The sequence below is a fragment of the Pararhodobacter sp. genome, assembly GCF_034676545.1.
Taxonomy (GTDB): Bacteria; Pseudomonadota; Alphaproteobacteria; order Rhodobacterales; family Rhodobacteraceae; genus Pararhodobacter.
This window is the reverse complement of record NZ_JAUCBZ010000015.1, coordinates 1505674-1521595: the sequence shown is the minus strand read 5'-3', so window position 1 is coordinate 1521595 and position 15922 is coordinate 1505674. Positions and strand designations below refer to the sequence as shown.

19 protein-coding genes are annotated in these 15922 nt (G+C 64.2%); 8 read left to right on the top strand and 11 right to left on the bottom strand.

Annotated features, from left to right (window positions below; genetic code table 11):
- The first annotated feature begins 107 nt into the window (after window positions 1–107).
- On the top strand, window positions 108–1478 hold the full coding sequence (locus VDQ28_RS10900; RefSeq protein ID WP_323035962.1) for an aminotransferase class III-fold pyridoxal phosphate-dependent enzyme: 1371 nt from the start codon (window positions 108–110) through the stop codon (window positions 1476–1478).
- A 55-nt stretch (window positions 1479–1533) separates the two neighbouring features.
- Here VDQ28_RS10900 and VDQ28_RS10895 read toward each other — a convergent pair whose 3' ends face one another.
- Window positions 1534–2325, bottom strand: coding sequence for an inositol monophosphatase family protein (locus VDQ28_RS10895; RefSeq protein WP_323035961.1), 792 nt, complete (start codon window positions 2323–2325; stop codon window positions 1534–1536).
- A gap of 135 nt (window positions 2326–2460) precedes the next feature.
- Here VDQ28_RS10895 and VDQ28_RS10890 point away from each other — a divergent pair, with 135 nt between their 5' ends.
- Window positions 2461–2901 (top strand): GNAT family N-acetyltransferase, encoded by a 441-nt coding sequence (locus VDQ28_RS10890; protein WP_323035960.1) that lies wholly within the window; start codon window positions 2461–2463, stop codon window positions 2899–2901.
- A 70-nt stretch (window positions 2902–2971) separates the two neighbouring features.
- On the opposite strand, the gene VDQ28_RS10885 is transcribed toward VDQ28_RS10890, so the two are convergent.
- The 3 genes from VDQ28_RS10885 to VDQ28_RS10875 form a co-directional block, all read right to left on the bottom strand.
- Window positions 2972–3283, bottom strand: a complete 312-nt coding sequence (locus VDQ28_RS10885) for a phosphoribosyl-ATP diphosphatase (protein ID WP_323035959.1) — start codon at window positions 3281–3283, stop codon at window positions 2972–2974.
- Window positions 3280–4041 (bottom strand): imidazole glycerol phosphate synthase subunit HisF, encoded by a 762-nt coding sequence (gene hisF / locus VDQ28_RS10880; protein ID WP_323035958.1) that lies wholly within the window; start codon window positions 4039–4041, stop codon window positions 3280–3282. The genes VDQ28_RS10885 and hisF overlap by 4 nt, the downstream gene beginning before the upstream one ends.
- 81 nt (window positions 4042–4122) lie before the next feature.
- Window positions 4123–4404, bottom strand: a complete 282-nt coding sequence (locus VDQ28_RS10875; protein ID WP_323035957.1) for a hypothetical protein — start codon at window positions 4402–4404, stop codon at window positions 4123–4125.
- 117 nt (window positions 4405–4521) lie between these two features.
- Here VDQ28_RS10875 and VDQ28_RS10870 point away from each other — a divergent pair, with 117 nt between their 5' ends.
- The 5 genes from VDQ28_RS10870 to VDQ28_RS10850 all read left to right on the top strand — a co-directional run bounded on the left by VDQ28_RS10870 (window position 4522) and on the right by VDQ28_RS10850 (window position 9685).
- Complete coding sequence (locus VDQ28_RS10870) at window positions 4522–4893, top strand: hypothetical protein (RefSeq protein WP_323035956.1); 372 nt, start codon at window positions 4522–4524, stop codon at window positions 4891–4893.
- A 71-nt stretch (window positions 4894–4964) separates the two neighbouring features.
- On the top strand, window positions 4965–5390 hold the full coding sequence (locus tag VDQ28_RS10865) for a hypothetical protein (RefSeq protein WP_323035955.1): 426 nt from the start codon (window positions 4965–4967) through the stop codon (window positions 5388–5390).
- A gap of 57 nt (window positions 5391–5447) precedes the next feature.
- On the top strand, window positions 5448–6470 hold the full coding sequence (locus VDQ28_RS10860) for a cysteine synthase A (protein ID WP_323035954.1): 1023 nt from the start codon (window positions 5448–5450) through the stop codon (window positions 6468–6470).
- A gap of 9 nt (window positions 6471–6479) precedes the next feature.
- On the top strand, window positions 6480–8972 hold the full coding sequence (locus VDQ28_RS10855) for a DUF3772 domain-containing protein (protein WP_323035953.1): 2493 nt from the start codon (window positions 6480–6482) through the stop codon (window positions 8970–8972).
- Window positions 8969–9685 (top strand): alanyl-tRNA editing protein, encoded by a 717-nt coding sequence (locus VDQ28_RS10850; RefSeq protein WP_323035952.1) that lies wholly within the window; start codon window positions 8969–8971, stop codon window positions 9683–9685. The genes VDQ28_RS10855 and VDQ28_RS10850 overlap by 4 nt, the downstream gene beginning before the upstream one ends.
- On the opposite strand, the gene VDQ28_RS10845 is transcribed toward VDQ28_RS10850, so the two are convergent.
- The 6 genes from VDQ28_RS10845 to VDQ28_RS10820 form a co-directional block, all read right to left on the bottom strand.
- A complete protein-coding gene (locus VDQ28_RS10845; RefSeq protein ID WP_323035951.1) occupies window positions 9668–10573 on the bottom strand; it encodes a DMT family transporter in 906 nt (301 codons plus the stop codon). The two genes, VDQ28_RS10850 and VDQ28_RS10845, sit on opposite strands and share 18 nt — an antisense overlap.
- A 111-nt stretch (window positions 10574–10684) precedes the next feature.
- The gene (locus VDQ28_RS10840) at window positions 10685–11074 is read right to left on the bottom strand and encodes a DUF2147 domain-containing protein (protein WP_323035950.1); all 390 of its coding nucleotides are present in this window, start codon (window positions 11072–11074) and stop codon (window positions 10685–10687) included.
- Between the two features lie 76 nt (window positions 11075–11150).
- A complete protein-coding gene (locus tag VDQ28_RS10835; protein WP_323035949.1) occupies window positions 11151–11579 on the bottom strand; it encodes an EVE domain-containing protein in 429 nt (142 codons plus the stop codon).
- Complete coding sequence (locus VDQ28_RS10830; RefSeq protein ID WP_323035948.1) at window positions 11576–11923, bottom strand: helix-turn-helix transcriptional regulator; 348 nt, start codon at window positions 11921–11923, stop codon at window positions 11576–11578. The genes VDQ28_RS10835 and VDQ28_RS10830 overlap by 4 nt, the downstream gene beginning before the upstream one ends.
- Before the next feature lie 39 nt (window positions 11924–11962).
- Window positions 11963–12385 (bottom strand): Cu(I)-responsive transcriptional regulator, encoded by a 423-nt coding sequence (locus tag VDQ28_RS10825; RefSeq protein WP_323035947.1) that lies wholly within the window; start codon window positions 12383–12385, stop codon window positions 11963–11965.
- Complete coding sequence (locus VDQ28_RS10820; protein ID WP_323035946.1) at window positions 12382–14838, bottom strand: heavy metal translocating P-type ATPase; 2457 nt, start codon at window positions 14836–14838, stop codon at window positions 12382–12384. Before VDQ28_RS10820 ends, VDQ28_RS10825 begins: the two co-directional genes overlap by 4 nt.
- Window positions 14839–15042: 204 nt before the next feature.
- Between VDQ28_RS10820 and mobA the strand changes: the two genes are divergently transcribed.
- Entirely contained in the window at window positions 15043–15642 is a 600-nt protein-coding gene (mobA, locus tag VDQ28_RS10815; protein ID WP_323035945.1) for a molybdenum cofactor guanylyltransferase MobA, read from the top strand.
- On the opposite strand, the gene VDQ28_RS10810 is transcribed toward mobA, so the two are convergent.
- A complete protein-coding gene (locus tag VDQ28_RS10810; protein WP_323035944.1) occupies window positions 15629–15883 on the bottom strand; it encodes a sulfurtransferase TusA family protein in 255 nt (84 codons plus the stop codon). The two genes, mobA and VDQ28_RS10810, sit on opposite strands and share 14 nt — an antisense overlap.
- Window positions 15884–15922 lie beyond the last annotated feature (39 nt).

The window sequence follows — 15922 nt, the reverse complement described above, 5'->3', positions numbered from 1 at the left end:
GCAAAAACGTCGAATGGCAGTCAAAGTCTCTGGCTTCTCTCGCGGATTTGGTTGCTCCCTCGCGCGGTTTCGCCCAGTCTCGCGTCAAAATCATAAGGACGCCCGATATGCTGACCAATGACGAGCTCGCCCAATGGGACCGCGAGAATTTCTTTCATCCGTCGACCCATCTGTCGCAATTCGCGCGCGGCGAGGCCCCGCAGCGCATCATCACCGGCGGTGAGGGCAGTCATATCATCGACCGCGACGGGAATTGTCTGCTGGACGGGTTTGCCGGATTGTACTGCGTCAATGTCGGATACGGGCGCACGCAAATCGCCGATGCCATCGCCAAACAGGCACATGAACTGGCCTATTATCATTCCTATGCCGGCCACGGGTCCGAGGTGTCGATCACCTTGGCCAAGATGGTCATGGACCGCGCGCCCGATCATATGGCCCGCGTGTTTTTCGGCCTCGGCGGCTCGGATGCCAATGAGACAAACATCAAATTGGTCTGGAATTACAACAACACCCGCGGCCTGCCAAAAAAGAAGAAGATCATCAGCCGGTGGCGTGGCTATCACGGCTCTGGCTTGATGAGCGGCTCGCTGACCGGGTTGGAACTGTTCCACAAGACGTTTGATCTGCCACTCGCAGGCGTCGTTCACGCCAAAGCGCCACACTACTACCACCGCCCTGAAGCCGACATGACCGAGGCCGATTTCACCGCCTATCTGATCGCCGACCTTGAGGCGATCATCGAGCGCGAGGGCGCCGACACCATCGCCGCCTTTATCGGCGAACCCGTGTTGGGCACTGGCGGCATCGTGCCGCCTCCGGCCGGGTATTGGCAGGCCGTGCAAAAGGTTCTGGACCGTCACGATATCTTGCTGATTGCCGACGAGGTGATCACCGCCTTTGGTCGCCTCGGCAGCATGTTCGGCTCGGATCACTACGGGATGCGGCCTGATCTGATCACCATCGCCAAGGGTCTGACCTCGGCCTATGCGCCGCTCTCCGGGTCTATTGTCAGCCAGCGCATGTGGGATGTCCTGTGTCAGGGAACCGACGCAAACGGCGTGTTCGGGCACGGCTGGACCTATTCGGCGCACCCGATTGGCGCGGCGGCGGGTGTTGCCAACCTCAAGCTGATCGACGACTTGGGCCTGGTCGAGAATGCCGCGACTGTGGGCGCTTATCTGCGCGGCGCGATGGTGGATGCTATCGGCGGCCACGCCAATGTCGGCGATATTCGCGGCGAGGGCATGCTGTGCGGCGTTGAGCTGACCAGCGACCGGGCGACCCGGGCCTCCTTTGCGCCGATGGGCAGCGTCGGACCAAAGGTCGTGGCGGCGATGCTCAAGCGTGGCGTGATTGCCCGCGCGATGCCGCAGGCGGATCTGCTGGGTTTCGCCCCGCCTTTGTGCCTGACCAAGCCGGAAGCCGATCAGATCGCCCGTGTCACCGCCGAGGCGATCACCGAGGTGCTGGGCTAAAGACGCAAAACGCCCGCCAGAAATGGCGGGCGTTCCATAGTCTGACGACGGCAGATCAATCCTGATTGCGGATGATGCGCGTGAAACCTTCAAAAATCTCGCCATTCGCGGCAATCATGTCGCCAGATTCGATGGCATTTTGCCCGTCGCGGATCGGCGCAATAAATCCACCGGCCTCCCGCACCAGCAAGGACCCGGCGGCCGTATCCCAGGGCTGCAACCCGCGTTCCCAGAAGCCATCATAGCGGCCGGCGGCAACATAGGCGAGATCCAGCGCGGCGGCACCCCAACGGCGCACCCCGGCGCAAACCGGCATCAGCCGCGCAAGGTCTTGCAACGTCGCGGGCAAGGCGGGACGCCCGGCAAACGGGACGCCGGTGGCAAAAATACAATCAATCATCCGCGACCGACCCGACACCCGCAATCGTGTGTCGTTCATATAGGCACCAAGGCCTTTTTCGGCGTAGAACAGCTCGCTTTTTGCCGCGTCAAAGACCACGCCGGCGATGATCTCGCCCTTGTGCTCCAACGCGATCGACACCGCCCAATGCGGCAGACCGTGCAGGAAATTGGTGGTGCCGTCCAAGGGATCGACGATCCAGCGCCGGGTCGGGTCGGTGCCCTCGGTCTCGCCGGTTTCTTCGCCCAGCCAGCCATAGTTCGGACGCGCTGCCAACAGGTCGTCTTTCAGGATCCGCTCGGCTTCGCGGTCGGCGCGGGTGACAAAATCGCCCGGACCCTTCGAGGACACCTGAAGGTTCTCGACCTCGCGGAAGTCCTTGACCAGCGAGCGCCCCGCTTTGCGCGCGGCCTTGATCATCAGGTTGAGATTGGCGCTACCTTGCATTTCTGCGGCTCCATTTTGAACAGATGCGGCCATACGGGAAAGGGCCGCGAAAGGAAAGGGCAAGGATCAGAGAACACGCCATTGCCGGAAATTTTTCCCAAGTCTAGGATGAGAAATAACCGAGGAGCCCCAAGGATGCAGATCAGACGCCCCGTTGAACAAGACCGCGCCGCATGGGAGCGGCTCTATGCCGACTATGCTGCGTTCTACGAGGTCGAACAAACGCCTCTGATGCGCGACCGGGTGTGGGGATGGATCCAGGACCCGGCGCATGAGGTGAGTGCATTCGTCGCTGAGGATACCGGGGGTGCCCTGGTGGGGCTCACGCATTTTCGGCCGTATTTTCGACCGTTGGCCGCAGCGGTTGGCGGATTTCTGGACGATTTGTTCGTGGATCCAGCGGCACGCGGCTCTGGTGCCGCACGGGCGTTGATCGAGGCCGTTGCCGAGGAAGGGCGCCGGTTGGGCTGGACCAAGGTCCGCTGGATCACCGCCGAGGATAACGCGCGGGCGCGGGCACTCTATGACAAGCTGGCGACGGCGACGACATGGAAAACCTACGATATTGATCTCTGACGGGTGCGGCACCGTAGGGTGTGTGCTTGCACGCACCAAACCTCAAGGAAGGTGCGTGCAAGCACACACCCTACCCCCGACTTGCCTTCTCCGCGATCCCTGATTGACCCTCGCGACGCACCAACTCCTGCTCGATATCCGCCAGCGACACATCCCGCGCGGCGCACATGACCAGCAGATGAAACAGCACATCGGCCGCCTCGGACGTCAGCCGCGCCCGATCCCCCTTGACCGCTTCGATCACCGCCTCGATCGACTCTTCGCCGAATTTCTCGGCGCATTTCTCCGGGCCTTTGGCCAGCAGTCTGGCGGTCCAGGAGGTGTCGGGGTCAGCCCCCTTGCGTGCCTCGATGGTGGCGGCCAGCCGATCCAGCGCGCTCATGTCAACCGCACCGGGATGCCAGCCGCCGCCATATGCGCCTTGGCCTCCCCAATGGTGAAGGTGCCGAAATGGAAGATCGACGCGGCCAGAACCGCCGAGGCATGGCCTTCGTTCACCCCCTCGACCAGATGATCCAGCGTCCCCACCCCACCTGAGGCAATCACCGGAATGCCCACCGCATCCGCAACAGCCCGGGTCAGCGGCAGGTTGAACCCGGCTTTCGTGCCGTCCCGGTCCATCGAGGTCAGCAGGATCTCGCCAGCGCCCTTTGCGGCCACGGTTCTTGCGAATTCTACCGCGTCGATGCCGGTCGATTTGCGCCCGCCGTGGGTGAAAATCTCCCATTTGCCGGGTGCCACGGTTTTCGCGTCAATCGCCACGACGATGCATTGCGAGCCGAACCGATCGGCGGCTTCGGCCACGACATCGGGATTGGCCACCGCCGCCGAATTGAACGAAACCTTGTCCGCCCCTGCCAGCAACAACGCGCGCACATCGTGATGCGTGCGCACCCCTCCGCCCACCGTCAGCGGCATGAAGCAATGTTCCGCCGTGCGGGTCACCAGATCGAACATCGTGCCGCGATTTTCATGCGTGGCGTGAATATCGAGGAAGCACAGTTCATCCGCCCCCGCCGCGTCATAAGCCTTGGCGGCTTCGACCGGATCGCCCGCGTCGATCAGATCGACGAAATTGACACCTTTGACCACACGGCCATCGGCCACGTCGAGACAGGGGATGATGCGCGTTTTCAGCATGGGCAGGCTCCTTGCTCCTTTCCTAACCTGTGTCGCTGGCGGCGAAAAGGGGCCTCGCGGCCTGACCTATGCGCCGCTCCATCACTCCCGCGTGCGCCGGATCAAACTGGCCGCCGCCAACCCGATCGCCAGCGCAAAGCCGGTCAGCGCTGCGGGGGCCGTCAGAAACATCAGCCAGCCGGTCGTGAACAGCCGGTTCAACAGGCCGCCCCAATCGCCCCCCCAGATCACGCAGGGCTGCGGGAAAGTCTCGCTGATGGTGCACCCACTCAGCGCCGCAAGCGCTTTGGCCAGCGCCATGCTTGCGACCGGGGCCAGCCCAACCGCCATCAGCACGAATGCCAAGATCCAAGCCCAGCGCATTTGCTTCCTTTCCCACAACCGAATCAACACAGTGTCGGCGGATCGTCCGCTCAGGCAAACGCACATGCCCGTGAGGCGGCGATTGATTGCCGGGTCCAGCGGGGGTAAGTCTGGGACATGACAGTTTTGCGCCTCGCCCCGATGATCCTGCTTGCCGCCTGCGCGCTGCCCACGATGCAGCGCGAAACACCCCCTGTTGACCGGATCGCCGCAGAATGCGCGCTGCTGAGCCGCGCGACAGCGGCAATGGGCGCCGCCGCCCATGACGGGCTGCTCGAGGGTTGCCCCGGCGTCGCCGCCCGCGACACGCGCCCCCTTTCCCAGCAAACCGCCTCGCTGCGTGCCGCCAACGCGGCACCCCTGCCCGTCGGCATCACCCCTGGGACCCGCGCCGACACCGTATTTCGCCGGATGATCACCCGAGGCGTCCCCCCCGCCCTCGCCACCACGTTGGCTACCAGCGAAGAGTTTACCGCCGCCACCCAATAGGCGCACCCTGCGGGGCTGGACACTGGACGCCCCACAGGTCAGTTTGAACCCAAATCACGAAGGCAGAGATCATGGCCCGTAACCTAGCCCCGCCCCCGACCCCCTCCGGACTTGTGCCCATCGCGCTGATCCTGTTTGTGCTCCACGCGCTCTTGGGGGCGGATTATGTCATTACGCGCTTCCAGCTGGGGGCCGAGCATTGGCCGAGCGTGATGCGCTTTCTGCCGCTTGAGGCACTCTGGCTCAAGGTGGTCTGGGCGATGGCCGTTTGGTTGGGCGTTGCGGCGGCGTTTTTCTTGCTGATCCGCGACAATGCGTCGGTGCTGTTGTTCTTTGCCACCACCGTCTGCGGGATCGCCCTGGCGGCGGCGCTGTATGCCACGCCCGCACCCGGCCTGATCGTGCCGCTGCCCGGCTTGTTGGGCGCGATGATCATCGTTCCCGGCTTGGCCTGGATCTATGCCCGCGCCCTCAATCGCAATGGTGCTTTGCACTAAGCCCACCAATTGCCGCGCTCACACCTCGCGCGGCTTGCTGTCAAAAGGAATGCCCGCATGATCCGCCGCAACTTGGCCGAAGCGATCGGCAACACCCCTCTGATCCGCTTGCGCAAAGCCAGCGAAGAAACCGGCTGCGAGATTCTTGGCAAGGCCGAGTTTCTCAACCCGGGCCAATCGGTCAAGGACCGCGCCGCGCTGTTCATCATCCGCGACGCGATTGCGCGCGGCGAATTGAAACCCGGCGGCACGATTGTCGAGGGGACGGCGGGCAATACCGGCATCGGGCTGGCGCTGGTCGGCGCGTCGATGGGGTTCAAGACCGTGATCGTGATCCCCGAGACGCAGAGCCAGGAAAAGAAGGACATGCTGCGGCTTGCCGGGGCGGAACTGGTCGAGGTGCCCGCCGCGCCCTATTCAAATCCCAACAATTATGTGCGGTATTCCGGGCGTCTGGCGGCAGAACTTGCAAAAACCGAACCTAACGGCGCGATCTGGGCCAATCAGTTCGACAATGTGGCGAACCGTCAGGCGCATGTCGAAACCACCGGTCCCGAGATCTGGTCGCAGACCGGCGGCAAGGTGGATGGCTTCATCTGTGCGGTTGGCTCGGGCGGCACATTGGCGGGCGTCGGCATGGCGTTGCAGTCGAAGGGCGTAAAAATCGGCCTTGCGGACCCCGAGGGCGCGGGCCTGTTCAAGATCTACACCGGCAATGAAAACCCCGGCAACTCGATCACCGAGGGTATCGGCCAGGGGCGCATCACCGCCAACCTTGAAGGGTTCACCCCCGACATGGCATTCCGTATCGCCGATGCTGAGGCCCTGCCCATCACCTTTGACTTGCTGGAATTCGAGGGCCTGTGCCTTGGCGGATCGTCCGGCGTCAACGTCGCCGGGGCCATTCACATGGCCCGCGCGATGGGGCCGGGGCATACCATTGTCACCGTCCTGTGCGATTACGGCACGCGGTATCAATCCAAACTGTTCAACCCGACCTTCCTGACCGAAAAGAACCTGCCGGTTCCCGGGTGGATGGTCCGTGCGGCGCGCGATTTGCCCGACCCGCGCGAGGAATAAAGACGTCAGATGCTCAGAATAACCAACGAACTGTGGCGTTTCCTGACCGCGACATTGATCGCGCTGACGCTGGCTGGCGTGATGACCGTCGTCCTGCCGGCGCAGACCTTGGCGCAGACCCAGACCACCGAAGCGACGGGGCCGAATTACACCGTCTGGAGCGCGCTGGCCGCGCTGGCCGAGGATACGTTGGACGACCCTGATACAACAGACGAGGTGCTGAACACGATCCGCGCTCAGGTTGTCGCAATGAGGGCGGAATTTCTTGTCGCCAAAGAGGCACAACTGGGCCGGATCACCGCGTTGCGCGAACAGATCGCGGCGCTGGGTCCGGTGCCCGAAGAGGGCGTCGCCGAGGCCGCGGAGATCACCGAGCGCCGTGCCGAGTTGACCGGGCTCCTCACCGCCCGCGAAGCGCCGTTGTTGGCCGCAGACGAGGCCTTTACCCGGGCCGAGGGTATCGTCCGCGGCATCGACCGCGAATTGCGCAGCCGGCAGGCCGATGCGCTGCTGCAACTGGGGCCAATACCCATCAATCCCGCGAACTGGCTCGATGGTGTTGATGCGCTGGTCTCTTCGGCGCTCACCATCAATGGCGAGGCCTATAACGCCTGGCTGGATCCGGCGCGTTACTCGGAAATGGTTTCGGATCTGCCGTTGACCCTGGGCACGCTGCTGTTGGCGCTTTTGTTGTTGCTGCGCGGTCGACGCTGGATGGAGCAACTGACCCTGCGTTTGCTGCAAAGCACAAAGATCTTGCGCGGGCGCTCGATTGTTGCGTTTTTCCTGTCACTATCGCAGCTTCTGGTGCCACTTGCCGGACTGTTTCTTTTGTCCACGGCAATTTCGCTCACCCGGATCAGCGGCCCCACCATCGAGGCGTTGACGGCGGCATTGGTCCCGGCGGGCATGTCGATCTTCATTGCTCGGTGGCTATCGTTGCAGTTGTTCCCGCTGATCGACACGCAGCGCGTGGCGCTGAACCTGACCAGAGACGACCGACGCCGCGCGCGAACACAGGCCTTGGTTTTGGGGGTTCTGTCCGGGTTCATCGTGCTCTACGAGCCGTTTATTGATCCCGAATCCCTGCCGCCGACGGCGCAATCGGTGTTGATGTTCCCCGTCATCGTCCTGACCTCGTTGGCGTTGTTTCGCTTCGCACGCGTTCTGCGCCGACACCAGCCGCGCCAGATCACCGTCGATGGCGTCACGACCGACACCTCGGCATTCTTTGACCGCGCCCTGCGGCTGGGCGGTCAGGTCCTCATGGCGATGGCCGTCTTGGCACCCCTGTTGGGGGCTGCGGGCTATATGGCCGCCGCGCGTCACATCGTCTTTCCGGCAATCGACTCGCTGGCGTTGTTCGGGTTCCTGATTGTCCTGCACCGGCTGATCACCTCGATCTACTCGGCGTTCTTTGGTGACGAGGAAGCCGCGGCCGATGGGCTGTTTCCCGCGCTCATGGGCTTGGCCCTGGCGACGATCTCGTTGGTGCCGCTGGCGCTGATCTGGGGCGCGCGGCAAACCGACCTGTGGGAGATCTGGGCCCAATTCAGCGAGGGCGTCAGCCTTGGCGAGACACGGATTTCGCCGACCAATATCATCTTGTTCTTTGTCGTTTTCGCGACCGGCTACCTGATGACCCGCGCCTTGCAGGGTGCCTTGGGAACATCGGTCTTGCCGAAAACCTCGATGGAAAAGGGCGCGCAAAAGGCCGTCATCTCGGGCGTTGGGTATGTCGGCCTGACGGCCGCTGCCCTGGCGGCCTTTTCCTGGGCGGGCATCGACTTGTCGGGCCTCGCCATCGTCGCGGGTGCCCTGTCGGTCGGTATCGGTTTCGGCTTGCAAAACATCGTCTCGAACTTTGTTTCAGGCATCATCCTGCTGATCGAGCGCCCGGTCTCCGAGGGCGACTGGATCGAAGTCGGAACAACGTCGGGCACGATCGAACGCATCTCGGTACGGTCGACGGTGATCCAGACTTTTGACCGCTCCAAGGTGATCGTCCCCAACGCCGACCTGATCTCGGGCGCGGTGACAAACTACACCAAGTCGTCAAAAACCGGCCGGGTGATCGTGCCGGTGGGCGTGGCATACGGCAGCGATACCCGGCGGATCGCCGAGATCTTGCAAGAGATCGCCGAAAGCGAACCTTTGGTCGTTATCGACCCGAAACCCTCGGTGATCTTCATTGGCTTCGGCGCGGATTCGATGGACTTCCAGATCCGTGCGATCCTGCGCGACGTGAATTTCATCATGAGCGTCAAGTCCGAGATGAACCACAAGATCGCGCAGCGTTTCGCCGAGGAAAAAATCGAGATTCCCTTTGGTCAGCGCGACATCTGGCTGCGCAACCCCGAGGCACTGGCCGGTGTCGCGAAACCGGCCGCGCCGAAAGAGGAACCGCCCAAGTTGCCGACGCCGCGCCCGGATCGCGACACCGACACGGCGTCGGAAAGCCCCGATCAGAACGACGACGACTTCCGCGAGTCAACCCGATGACACAGCCCCTGTTCCGTGATGACGCCTATGCGCAATCCTGCACGACCACCGTGACGCGGCACAGCGAGACGGGCGGGATCGTTGTTGCGGCATCGGTGTTCTATGCCACGGGTGGCGGGCAACCGGGTGACAGTGGCGCTCTGGCGTGGGACGGCGGCGAGGTGGCCATCATCGACACCATCAAGGACGGCAACGACATTGCGTTGATCTCCGCCGACGGTTGCCCCCTGCCCCCGGTTGGCAGCCCTGTCACCCTGACGCTGGATTGGACGCGCCGTTATGGATTGATGCGGGTTCACACGGCACTGCATCTGTTATCCGTCGTGATTCCGCTACCGGTCAGCGGTGGCGCGATTGGCGAGGGCAAAGGGCGGCTCGATTTCGATATGAGTGAGGCACCCGAGGACAAGCTGGCAATCGAGGATGCGCTGAACGCGCTGATCGCCCGCGACCTGCCGATCTCCGAGGACTGGATCACCGACGCCGAACTCGACGCCAATCCCGGCCTGGTGAAAACCATGTCCGTGCGTCCGCCGACGGGTCAGGGCCGCGTGCGTCTGGTGCGCATCGGGCAGGGCGCGGATCAGGTCGATCTGCAACCCTGCGGCGGCACGCATGTGCGCTCCACGGCGGAAATCGGACCGGTGCGGCTTGGCAAGATCGAGAAGAAAGGCAAGCAGAACCGGCGCGTGTATCTACACATCGACGCCTGATCGCGCTGCACGCATCTTGCGCCAAAGCCGCCCATCCAGCACCGCCAATCCAACGGCAATCAGCACCATTCCCGCAATGTGACGCGGCAGCAAAACCTCGCCCAGCACCAGCACCCCCAGCGCAATCGCCGACACCGGGATCAGAAACGTGACCAGCGACGCGTTGACCGCCCCGGCGCTGGACAAGAGGCCGAAATACAAGCCATACGCCAGCGCCGTTGACAGCACCGCCAAACCCACCAGCGCCCCCAGCACCGTGGCACTGGGCATCGGCAGCGTCCAGGGCTGGTCGATGAAAATCACCAGCGGCAACAGCATCGCGCTGGACATGGTGACCTGCCCCAAGGCAGTGGACAAGGGCCGCAGCCCCATCATGCGAAAGCGCCGCGCCCAGACGCTGGACAGCGCGTAGCTGATCGCCGCCGCGACACAGGCCATTTGCGCCCAGACCGTGCCATCGCCCAGCCCCGCACCCATCATCACCGCAACGCCGCCAAATCCAATCATAACGCCCAGTGCCTTGGCCGGGGTCATACGCTCATCGCGGGTCGCCAGATGCGCGACGACGACGCTCCACAAGGGCGTCGTCGCGTTCAGGATCGAGGCCAGACCGCTGCTGATCTGCCCCTGCGCCAGCGCAAACAGTGTAAACGGCACCACGTTGTTCAGCAGCCCCATGACGGCCAGCGCGATCCAGACCTCGCGCCCCTTGGGAAACGGGATGCGCAGGGCCAAGAGCATCAGCGCCAGCACCATCGCACCCAAGCCGACGCGGGCCAGAACGATGGTGAAGGGCGGCAACACCGGCACCGCCACGCTGACAAAAAAGAACGAGCCGCCCCAGAGCACAGACAGCACAATGAGCCGCAGCCAATCACCACCAGACATAGAGTTCCCCTCAATCCACCGAGGGTTCACCCTGCCCGGTCTTTACCGAACCCGCGACCCGGTTCCTGCGCTTTCGGGTCCCTGCGCCATCCATGGCCGGGTCGCAAGCACTCAGTTGGCGCGCGTCCAGACCTGATCACGGCAAATGACCAGGAAACAACCCGACACGGTCAGCTGGTTGCCCGCCAGATCCATGCTGGCGCGATAGGTCTGATCGCGGTCCGGCGACCAGATCTGGCCCGAGCGATACTGCCCATTGCCGCGCGGTTCCATATCCCAGACGATCTGGCGACCGACGTTTTCCGAGGTGAACACCTCGCCGTTGCCGCGCCGCGACTCAGTCAGGGTGCCGCACAGCATATTGCCGCACATTGTGATCGTGATGATGCCGGTGTTGCCGTTGTCATCGGGCTGCGTGCGCCAGCGACCTTCGGCGGGATCGGCAAAAGCGGCGGTCGTGGTCAGAGCCAAGGCGGCCAAGGTTGTCAGAATGGTTTTCATGGATCGGGTCCTCCTCGGGCGGATCATCAGGTCTGGCGGCCTCGGTGGCAAGAGGCTTGATAGGGGTTCCCAAGCGTTAACCAGCCGCTTGAAAATCAGCATGCATCGCCCGCGCGATCAGGGTCATATCGGCCAGCGTGGTCTCGAACAAACCGAACCTGAGTTGATACCCCCAATTCTGCCCGCCCCAGGTCAGGTGCTCCAACAAGGGCCGGATCGGGGTTTCGGCGGCGGAAACCCACTCCACATCGCGCCGGAACGGGTCAAAACCTGGCGTCATCTCAACCTGATAGGGCGCGCCGACTTTCACCCGGCCCAGAGCGGTAAACGCCTGACACAGCGCCCCGCCACGCATCATCTCGCGCGGCGAATAATAGGCCACCCAATCGCCCGGACTGATACGCCGCAGGGGCGCGGGTTTGCCGTGGCAAACCTGCATGAACCCCTGCTGCCGCCCAATGCGCACATGATCCGCCGAGGCCACGGCGATCCAATACCGGGTCATTGCGGCACAAACAGCCGGATGCGGTGCCCGTCGGGGTCGCTGACGGTGAAGGCGGCGATGGCGATGGGGTCGGCGCGTACCGAGACCATGCGCGCGCCCAGCACCAAAGCCTCGATCTCGTCGGCGCTGAACATCAAGGGCGGCAACAGGAAACCGGGGCGCAGAATAAAGCCTACGCCTGCCTCCCCCTCGATCACCGCGCCTTGACCCCGCAGTGTTTCAATGTCGCGGTAGACCGTGCGCAAGGACACCGCGACCTCCTCGGCGATGCGCTGCGCTGGCAGCGGGCGGCGGTGGCGACGCAGGATTTGCAGGATATCCAGAAGGCGTTCAGAGCGGGACATGACGCGACCATGCCGGGGCGCGTCACTTGCGGCAAGCAGTTATTCCGTCACCCGCTGATGCCCGCCCGCACAGGCACCGCCTGAGGCCAGATCGTTCAGAATCGGGCAATCCGGGCGGTTACCCCCCGCACAGGCCGAGACCAGCCCCGCCACCGTGGCACGCAGCGATTGCAGCTCTGCGATGCGGGCGTCGATGCGGTCCAGATGCTCGGCGGCCAGGCGTTTCACATCCTCGCTGGCGCGCCCGGTATCGGCATAAAGCCCCAGCAGGGCGCGACAATCCTCGATGGTAAACCCCAGCCCCCGCGCGCGGTTCAGAAACGCCAAGCGGTGCACATCATCGGCATCGAACGCCCGGTACCTGTTGGCGTCGCGCTGTGGTTGGATCAGGCCGATTTCCTCGTAATAGCGGATGGTTTTCGCGGGCAAGCCGCTGGCTTTTGCCGCCTCGCCGATGTTCATGCGCTTCCCTCCATCACCGGGCGCAGCGCCTTCAAGCGCAGCGCGTTGGTCAGCACGAAAATACTGCTGAGCGCCATCGCCCCCGCCCCCAGAATCGGCGACAAGGTGATGCCGAACGCCGGGTACAAGACCCCCGCCGCCACCGGAATCAACGCCGCGTTATAGGCAAAGGCCCAGAACAGGTTTTGCCTGATATTGCGCAGCACCCGGCGGCTGAGGTGCAGCGCGTTGACCACGCCGCGCAGATCGCCGGACATCAGCACCACCTCGGCGGCCTCGACGGCCACATCGGTGCCGGTGCCGATCGCCAAGCCGACATCGGCCGCCGCCAAGGCGGGCGCGTCGTTGATCCCGTCGCCGACAAACGCCACCTTGCGCCCACCTTCGCGCAGACTTTCAATCGCCGCGACCTTGCCGTCGGGCAGCACCTCGGCGACCACATGGTCGATACCCAGTTCGGCGGCAATGGCCTGTGCCGTGGCCCGTGCGTCGCCGGTGATCATCGCCACCTGCACGCCCAATTCATGCAGCGCCTTGATGGCGGGCGGGGTGGTCGGCTTGATGCGATCCGCCACGATCAGCAGCGCCGCCGCCTTGCCGTCGACCGCCACATACAACGGTGTTTCGCCCTTGGCGGCGTGGCTGTCGGCCAATTCGGGCAAGTCGCCCAAAGCGATCCCCTCGCGGTCCATCAGCCGTGCCGCGCCGATCAAGACGCGCTGCCCCTCGACCATCGCCTGCAAGCCGAAACCGGTGATCGAGTTGACGTCGCTGGGCGTGGCAATCGTCAGGCCCTGCTCGGTCGCCGCGCGCACTATCGCGCCGCCAATCGGATGCTCGGACTGGGTTTCAGCGGCGGCAGCCAGCGCCAGGGCGGTGTCGGCGTCAAAACCCCCGGCAGGATGAACCGCGACCAAGTCAGGCCGCCCCTCGGTCAGGGTGCCGGTCTTGTCAAAGGCCACCACCGAGACGCCCTGCAACGCCTGCAACGCATCGCCGCGGCGGAACAGAACGCCCATCTCCGCCGCGCGCCCGGTGCCGACCATGATTGAGGTCGGCGTCGCCAGACCCATCGCGCAGGGGCAGGCGATGATCAGCACCGCCACGGCGGCGATCAAGGCATGCGAGAGTTGCGGCGCGGGGCCGATGAAGAACCACACCAGAAAGGTCAGAAGCGCGACACCCATCACCACCGGCACAAACACCCGCGTCACCTGATCGACCAGCGCCTGAATTGGCAGTTTCGCGCCCTGCGCCTGCTCAACCAGGCGGATGATCTGCGCCAATACCGTATCGGCCCCCACCCGCGTTGCGCGGTAGGTCAGCGCCGAGGTGCCGTTGACGGTGCCGCCGGTCAGCTCGTCGCCGGGGGATTTCTCGACCGGGATCGGCTCGCCCGAGATCATGCTTTCATCCAGCCACGAGGTGCCGGTTTCCACCACGCCATCCACCGCCACCCGCTCGCCGGGTTTCAGCGTCAACAGATCACCGACCACCAGCTCCGCGATCGGCACCTCCGAGGTCACACCATCGCGGGTGACAAAGGCCGATTTCGCCTGCAAACCCACCAGCCGCGCAATTGCCGCGCCGGTGCGCCCCTTGGCGCGCGATTCCAGCCAGCGGCCCAGCAGGATCAGCGTGACGATGATCGCCGCGGCCTCGAAATACACGGCCTGCGTGCCTTCGGGCAGCAGCCCGGGCGCAAAGGTCGCCACCGTCGAAAAGCCCCAGGCCGCCGACGATCCCAGCACCACAAGGCTGTTCATATCCGGCGCGCCATGCAGCAAGGCGGGCACCCCGGCACGGAAAAACCGCAGCCCCGGCCCGAACAGAACCGCCGTGGTCAGCACGAATTGCACGACCCAGATCGGGAATTGCCCAAAAGTATGGTTCAGCCAATGGTGAAACGCGGGCACGGCATGGCCGCCCATTTCCAGAATGAACACCGGCGTGGTCAGCACCGCCGCCAACAGCACGGCGCGCGCCAGCTTGTCCTGCTCGGCCTCGCGCCGTTCCGCCAGATCATCGCGGCTGGTCTCGGTGACGATCCGCGCCTCATAGCCCGCGCTTTTGACCGCCGTGACAAACGTCTGCCCCAACCCGGCCACCGCGTAATGCTTGATCGTGGCACTTTCGGCGGCAAGGTTCACTGTGGCCTCGATCACGCCGGGAACCTTGGCCAGAACCCGCTCGACACGCCCCACGCAGGTCGCACAGGTCATGCCCGAGATCGACAGTTGCGTGGTCTCCGTCGCCGCCGTGAACCCCGCCGCCTCGATCCGTTGCGCCAGAGCCACCGGGTTCGCCGCGCCGTCAACCGTCACACTGGCGGTCATCAGATTGGCGCGCGCGCCGGTCACGCCGGGTTCGCGCGACAGCGTCCGCTCAATCCGCGCCGTACAGGACGCACAGGTCATGCCTTCGACACGCAGGGTATGGGTTTCATGTGACATTTGGCGGCTCCGGTTGCGGCGATCCATTCTGATATGGACCTTCCAGTTACCGGAAGGTCAAGGGCGTTGCATCAAAGACCTGCGACCCCGGCAGGAATCAGGACAAACGCCAGCGTCGGACCCGCCCCGACCCGGCGAAATGGCCCTCTTGCCGCTCGTTTCGGGCCTGCTATTCAGGACCGACAGGGCAGAAAAGGGCAAACCATGACAAAAACCATCGCGGGCGTGATCCTGGCGGGCGGTCGGGCAACACGCATGGGCGGCGGCGACAAGGCGTTGCTACCCGTGGCAGGCCGCCCGATGCTGGCGCATGTGATCGCGCGGCTGGCCCCTCAGGTCACGGCGCTGGCCTTGAATGCGAATGGCGACCCGGCGCGGTTTGCCGATTTTGGCCTGCCGGTCTTGCCTGACCCCCTGCCCGACCAGCCCGGCCCGCTGGCGGGTGTTCTGGCGGGGATGGAGTGGGCGGCGGCGCAGGGGTACACGCATCTGCTTACCGTGGCGGGCGATACGCCGTTCTTGCCCGAGGATCTGGTGGCGCGCCTTGCGAAAGCAGAATTCACCCTTGCCGCCAGCCCCGATGACACCGGCCGCCTGCGTCAGCATCCAACGGTCGGATTGTGGCCCGTGACCCTGCGCGAAAGCCTGCGCGCGGCGCTTTTACGAGGGGAACGAAAGGTCGGTCGCTGGGCCGCAGAGCACGGCGCGCAAAGCGTTGTTTTCACCGCGCAGCCGGACCCGTTTTTCAACGTCAACACGCCCGACGACCTGACCCTCGCCGAGGCCCGGTTCAGTCCTTCATGAAGCAATGATTGGCCGCCACGCAGCGGATCAGATGCGCGGTCGCCCCGTCCCCGCGCGTCGCCCCCAGATACTCATGCCCGGTCTGCGCGCAAAAATGCGGCATGTCGATCACCGCCGCCGGGTCGGTGGACCATACGCGCAACACCTCGCCCGGCTGCATGGTCAGCAGGCGTTTGCGCGCCTTCAGCACCGGCAACGGGCAGAGCAAATCACGCGCATCGAGATCTTGATCTGGTGTCATGCGCCCGACCTAGCCCAAGCGCAGTGCCGCTGTCCAGCG

What these genes read in the sequence shown, in the direction of transcription:
- VDQ28_RS10900 (WP_323035962.1), top strand. Translation starts at nt 108, where the DNA reads ATGCTGACCAATGACGAGCTCGCCCAATGGGACCGCGAGAATTTCTTT.
- VDQ28_RS10895 (WP_323035961.1), bottom strand. Translation starts at nt 2,325, where the DNA reads ATGCAAGGTAGCGCCAATCTCAACCTGATGATCAAGGCCGCGCGCAAA.
- VDQ28_RS10890 (WP_323035960.1), top strand. Translation starts at nt 2,461, where the DNA reads ATGCAGATCAGACGCCCCGTTGAACAAGACCGCGCCGCATGGGAGCGG.
- VDQ28_RS10885 (WP_323035959.1), bottom strand. Translation starts at nt 3,283, where the DNA reads ATGAGCGCGCTGGATCGGCTGGCCGCCACCATCGAGGCACGCAAGGGG.
- hisF (WP_323035958.1), bottom strand. Translation starts at nt 4,041, where the DNA reads ATGCTGAAAACGCGCATCATCCCCTGTCTCGACGTGGCCGATGGCCGT.
- VDQ28_RS10875 (WP_323035957.1), bottom strand. Translation starts at nt 4,404, where the DNA reads ATGCGCTGGGCTTGGATCTTGGCATTCGTGCTGATGGCGGTTGGGCTG.
- VDQ28_RS10870 (WP_323035956.1), top strand. Translation starts at nt 4,522, where the DNA reads ATGACAGTTTTGCGCCTCGCCCCGATGATCCTGCTTGCCGCCTGCGCG.
- VDQ28_RS10865 (WP_323035955.1), top strand. Translation starts at nt 4,965, where the DNA reads ATGGCCCGTAACCTAGCCCCGCCCCCGACCCCCTCCGGACTTGTGCCC.
- VDQ28_RS10860 (WP_323035954.1), top strand. Translation starts at nt 5,448, where the DNA reads ATGATCCGCCGCAACTTGGCCGAAGCGATCGGCAACACCCCTCTGATC.
- VDQ28_RS10855 (WP_323035953.1), top strand. Translation starts at nt 6,480, where the DNA reads ATGCTCAGAATAACCAACGAACTGTGGCGTTTCCTGACCGCGACATTG.
- VDQ28_RS10850 (WP_323035952.1), top strand. Translation starts at nt 8,969, where the DNA reads ATGACACAGCCCCTGTTCCGTGATGACGCCTATGCGCAATCCTGCACG.
- VDQ28_RS10845 (WP_323035951.1), bottom strand. Translation starts at nt 10,573, where the DNA reads ATGTCTGGTGGTGATTGGCTGCGGCTCATTGTGCTGTCTGTGCTCTGG.
- VDQ28_RS10840 (WP_323035950.1), bottom strand. Translation starts at nt 11,074, where the DNA reads ATGAAAACCATTCTGACAACCTTGGCCGCCTTGGCTCTGACCACGACC.
- VDQ28_RS10835 (WP_323035949.1), bottom strand. Translation starts at nt 11,579, where the DNA reads ATGACCCGGTATTGGATCGCCGTGGCCTCGGCGGATCATGTGCGCATT.
- VDQ28_RS10830 (WP_323035948.1), bottom strand. Translation starts at nt 11,923, where the DNA reads ATGTCCCGCTCTGAACGCCTTCTGGATATCCTGCAAATCCTGCGTCGC.
- VDQ28_RS10825 (WP_323035947.1), bottom strand. Translation starts at nt 12,385, where the DNA reads ATGAACATCGGCGAGGCGGCAAAAGCCAGCGGCTTGCCCGCGAAAACC.
- VDQ28_RS10820 (WP_323035946.1), bottom strand. Translation starts at nt 14,838, where the DNA reads ATGTCACATGAAACCCATACCCTGCGTGTCGAAGGCATGACCTGTGCG.
- mobA (WP_323035945.1), top strand. Translation starts at nt 15,043, where the DNA reads ATGACAAAAACCATCGCGGGCGTGATCCTGGCGGGCGGTCGGGCAACA.
- VDQ28_RS10810 (WP_323035944.1), bottom strand. Translation starts at nt 15,883, where the DNA reads ATGACACCAGATCAAGATCTCGATGCGCGTGATTTGCTCTGCCCGTTG.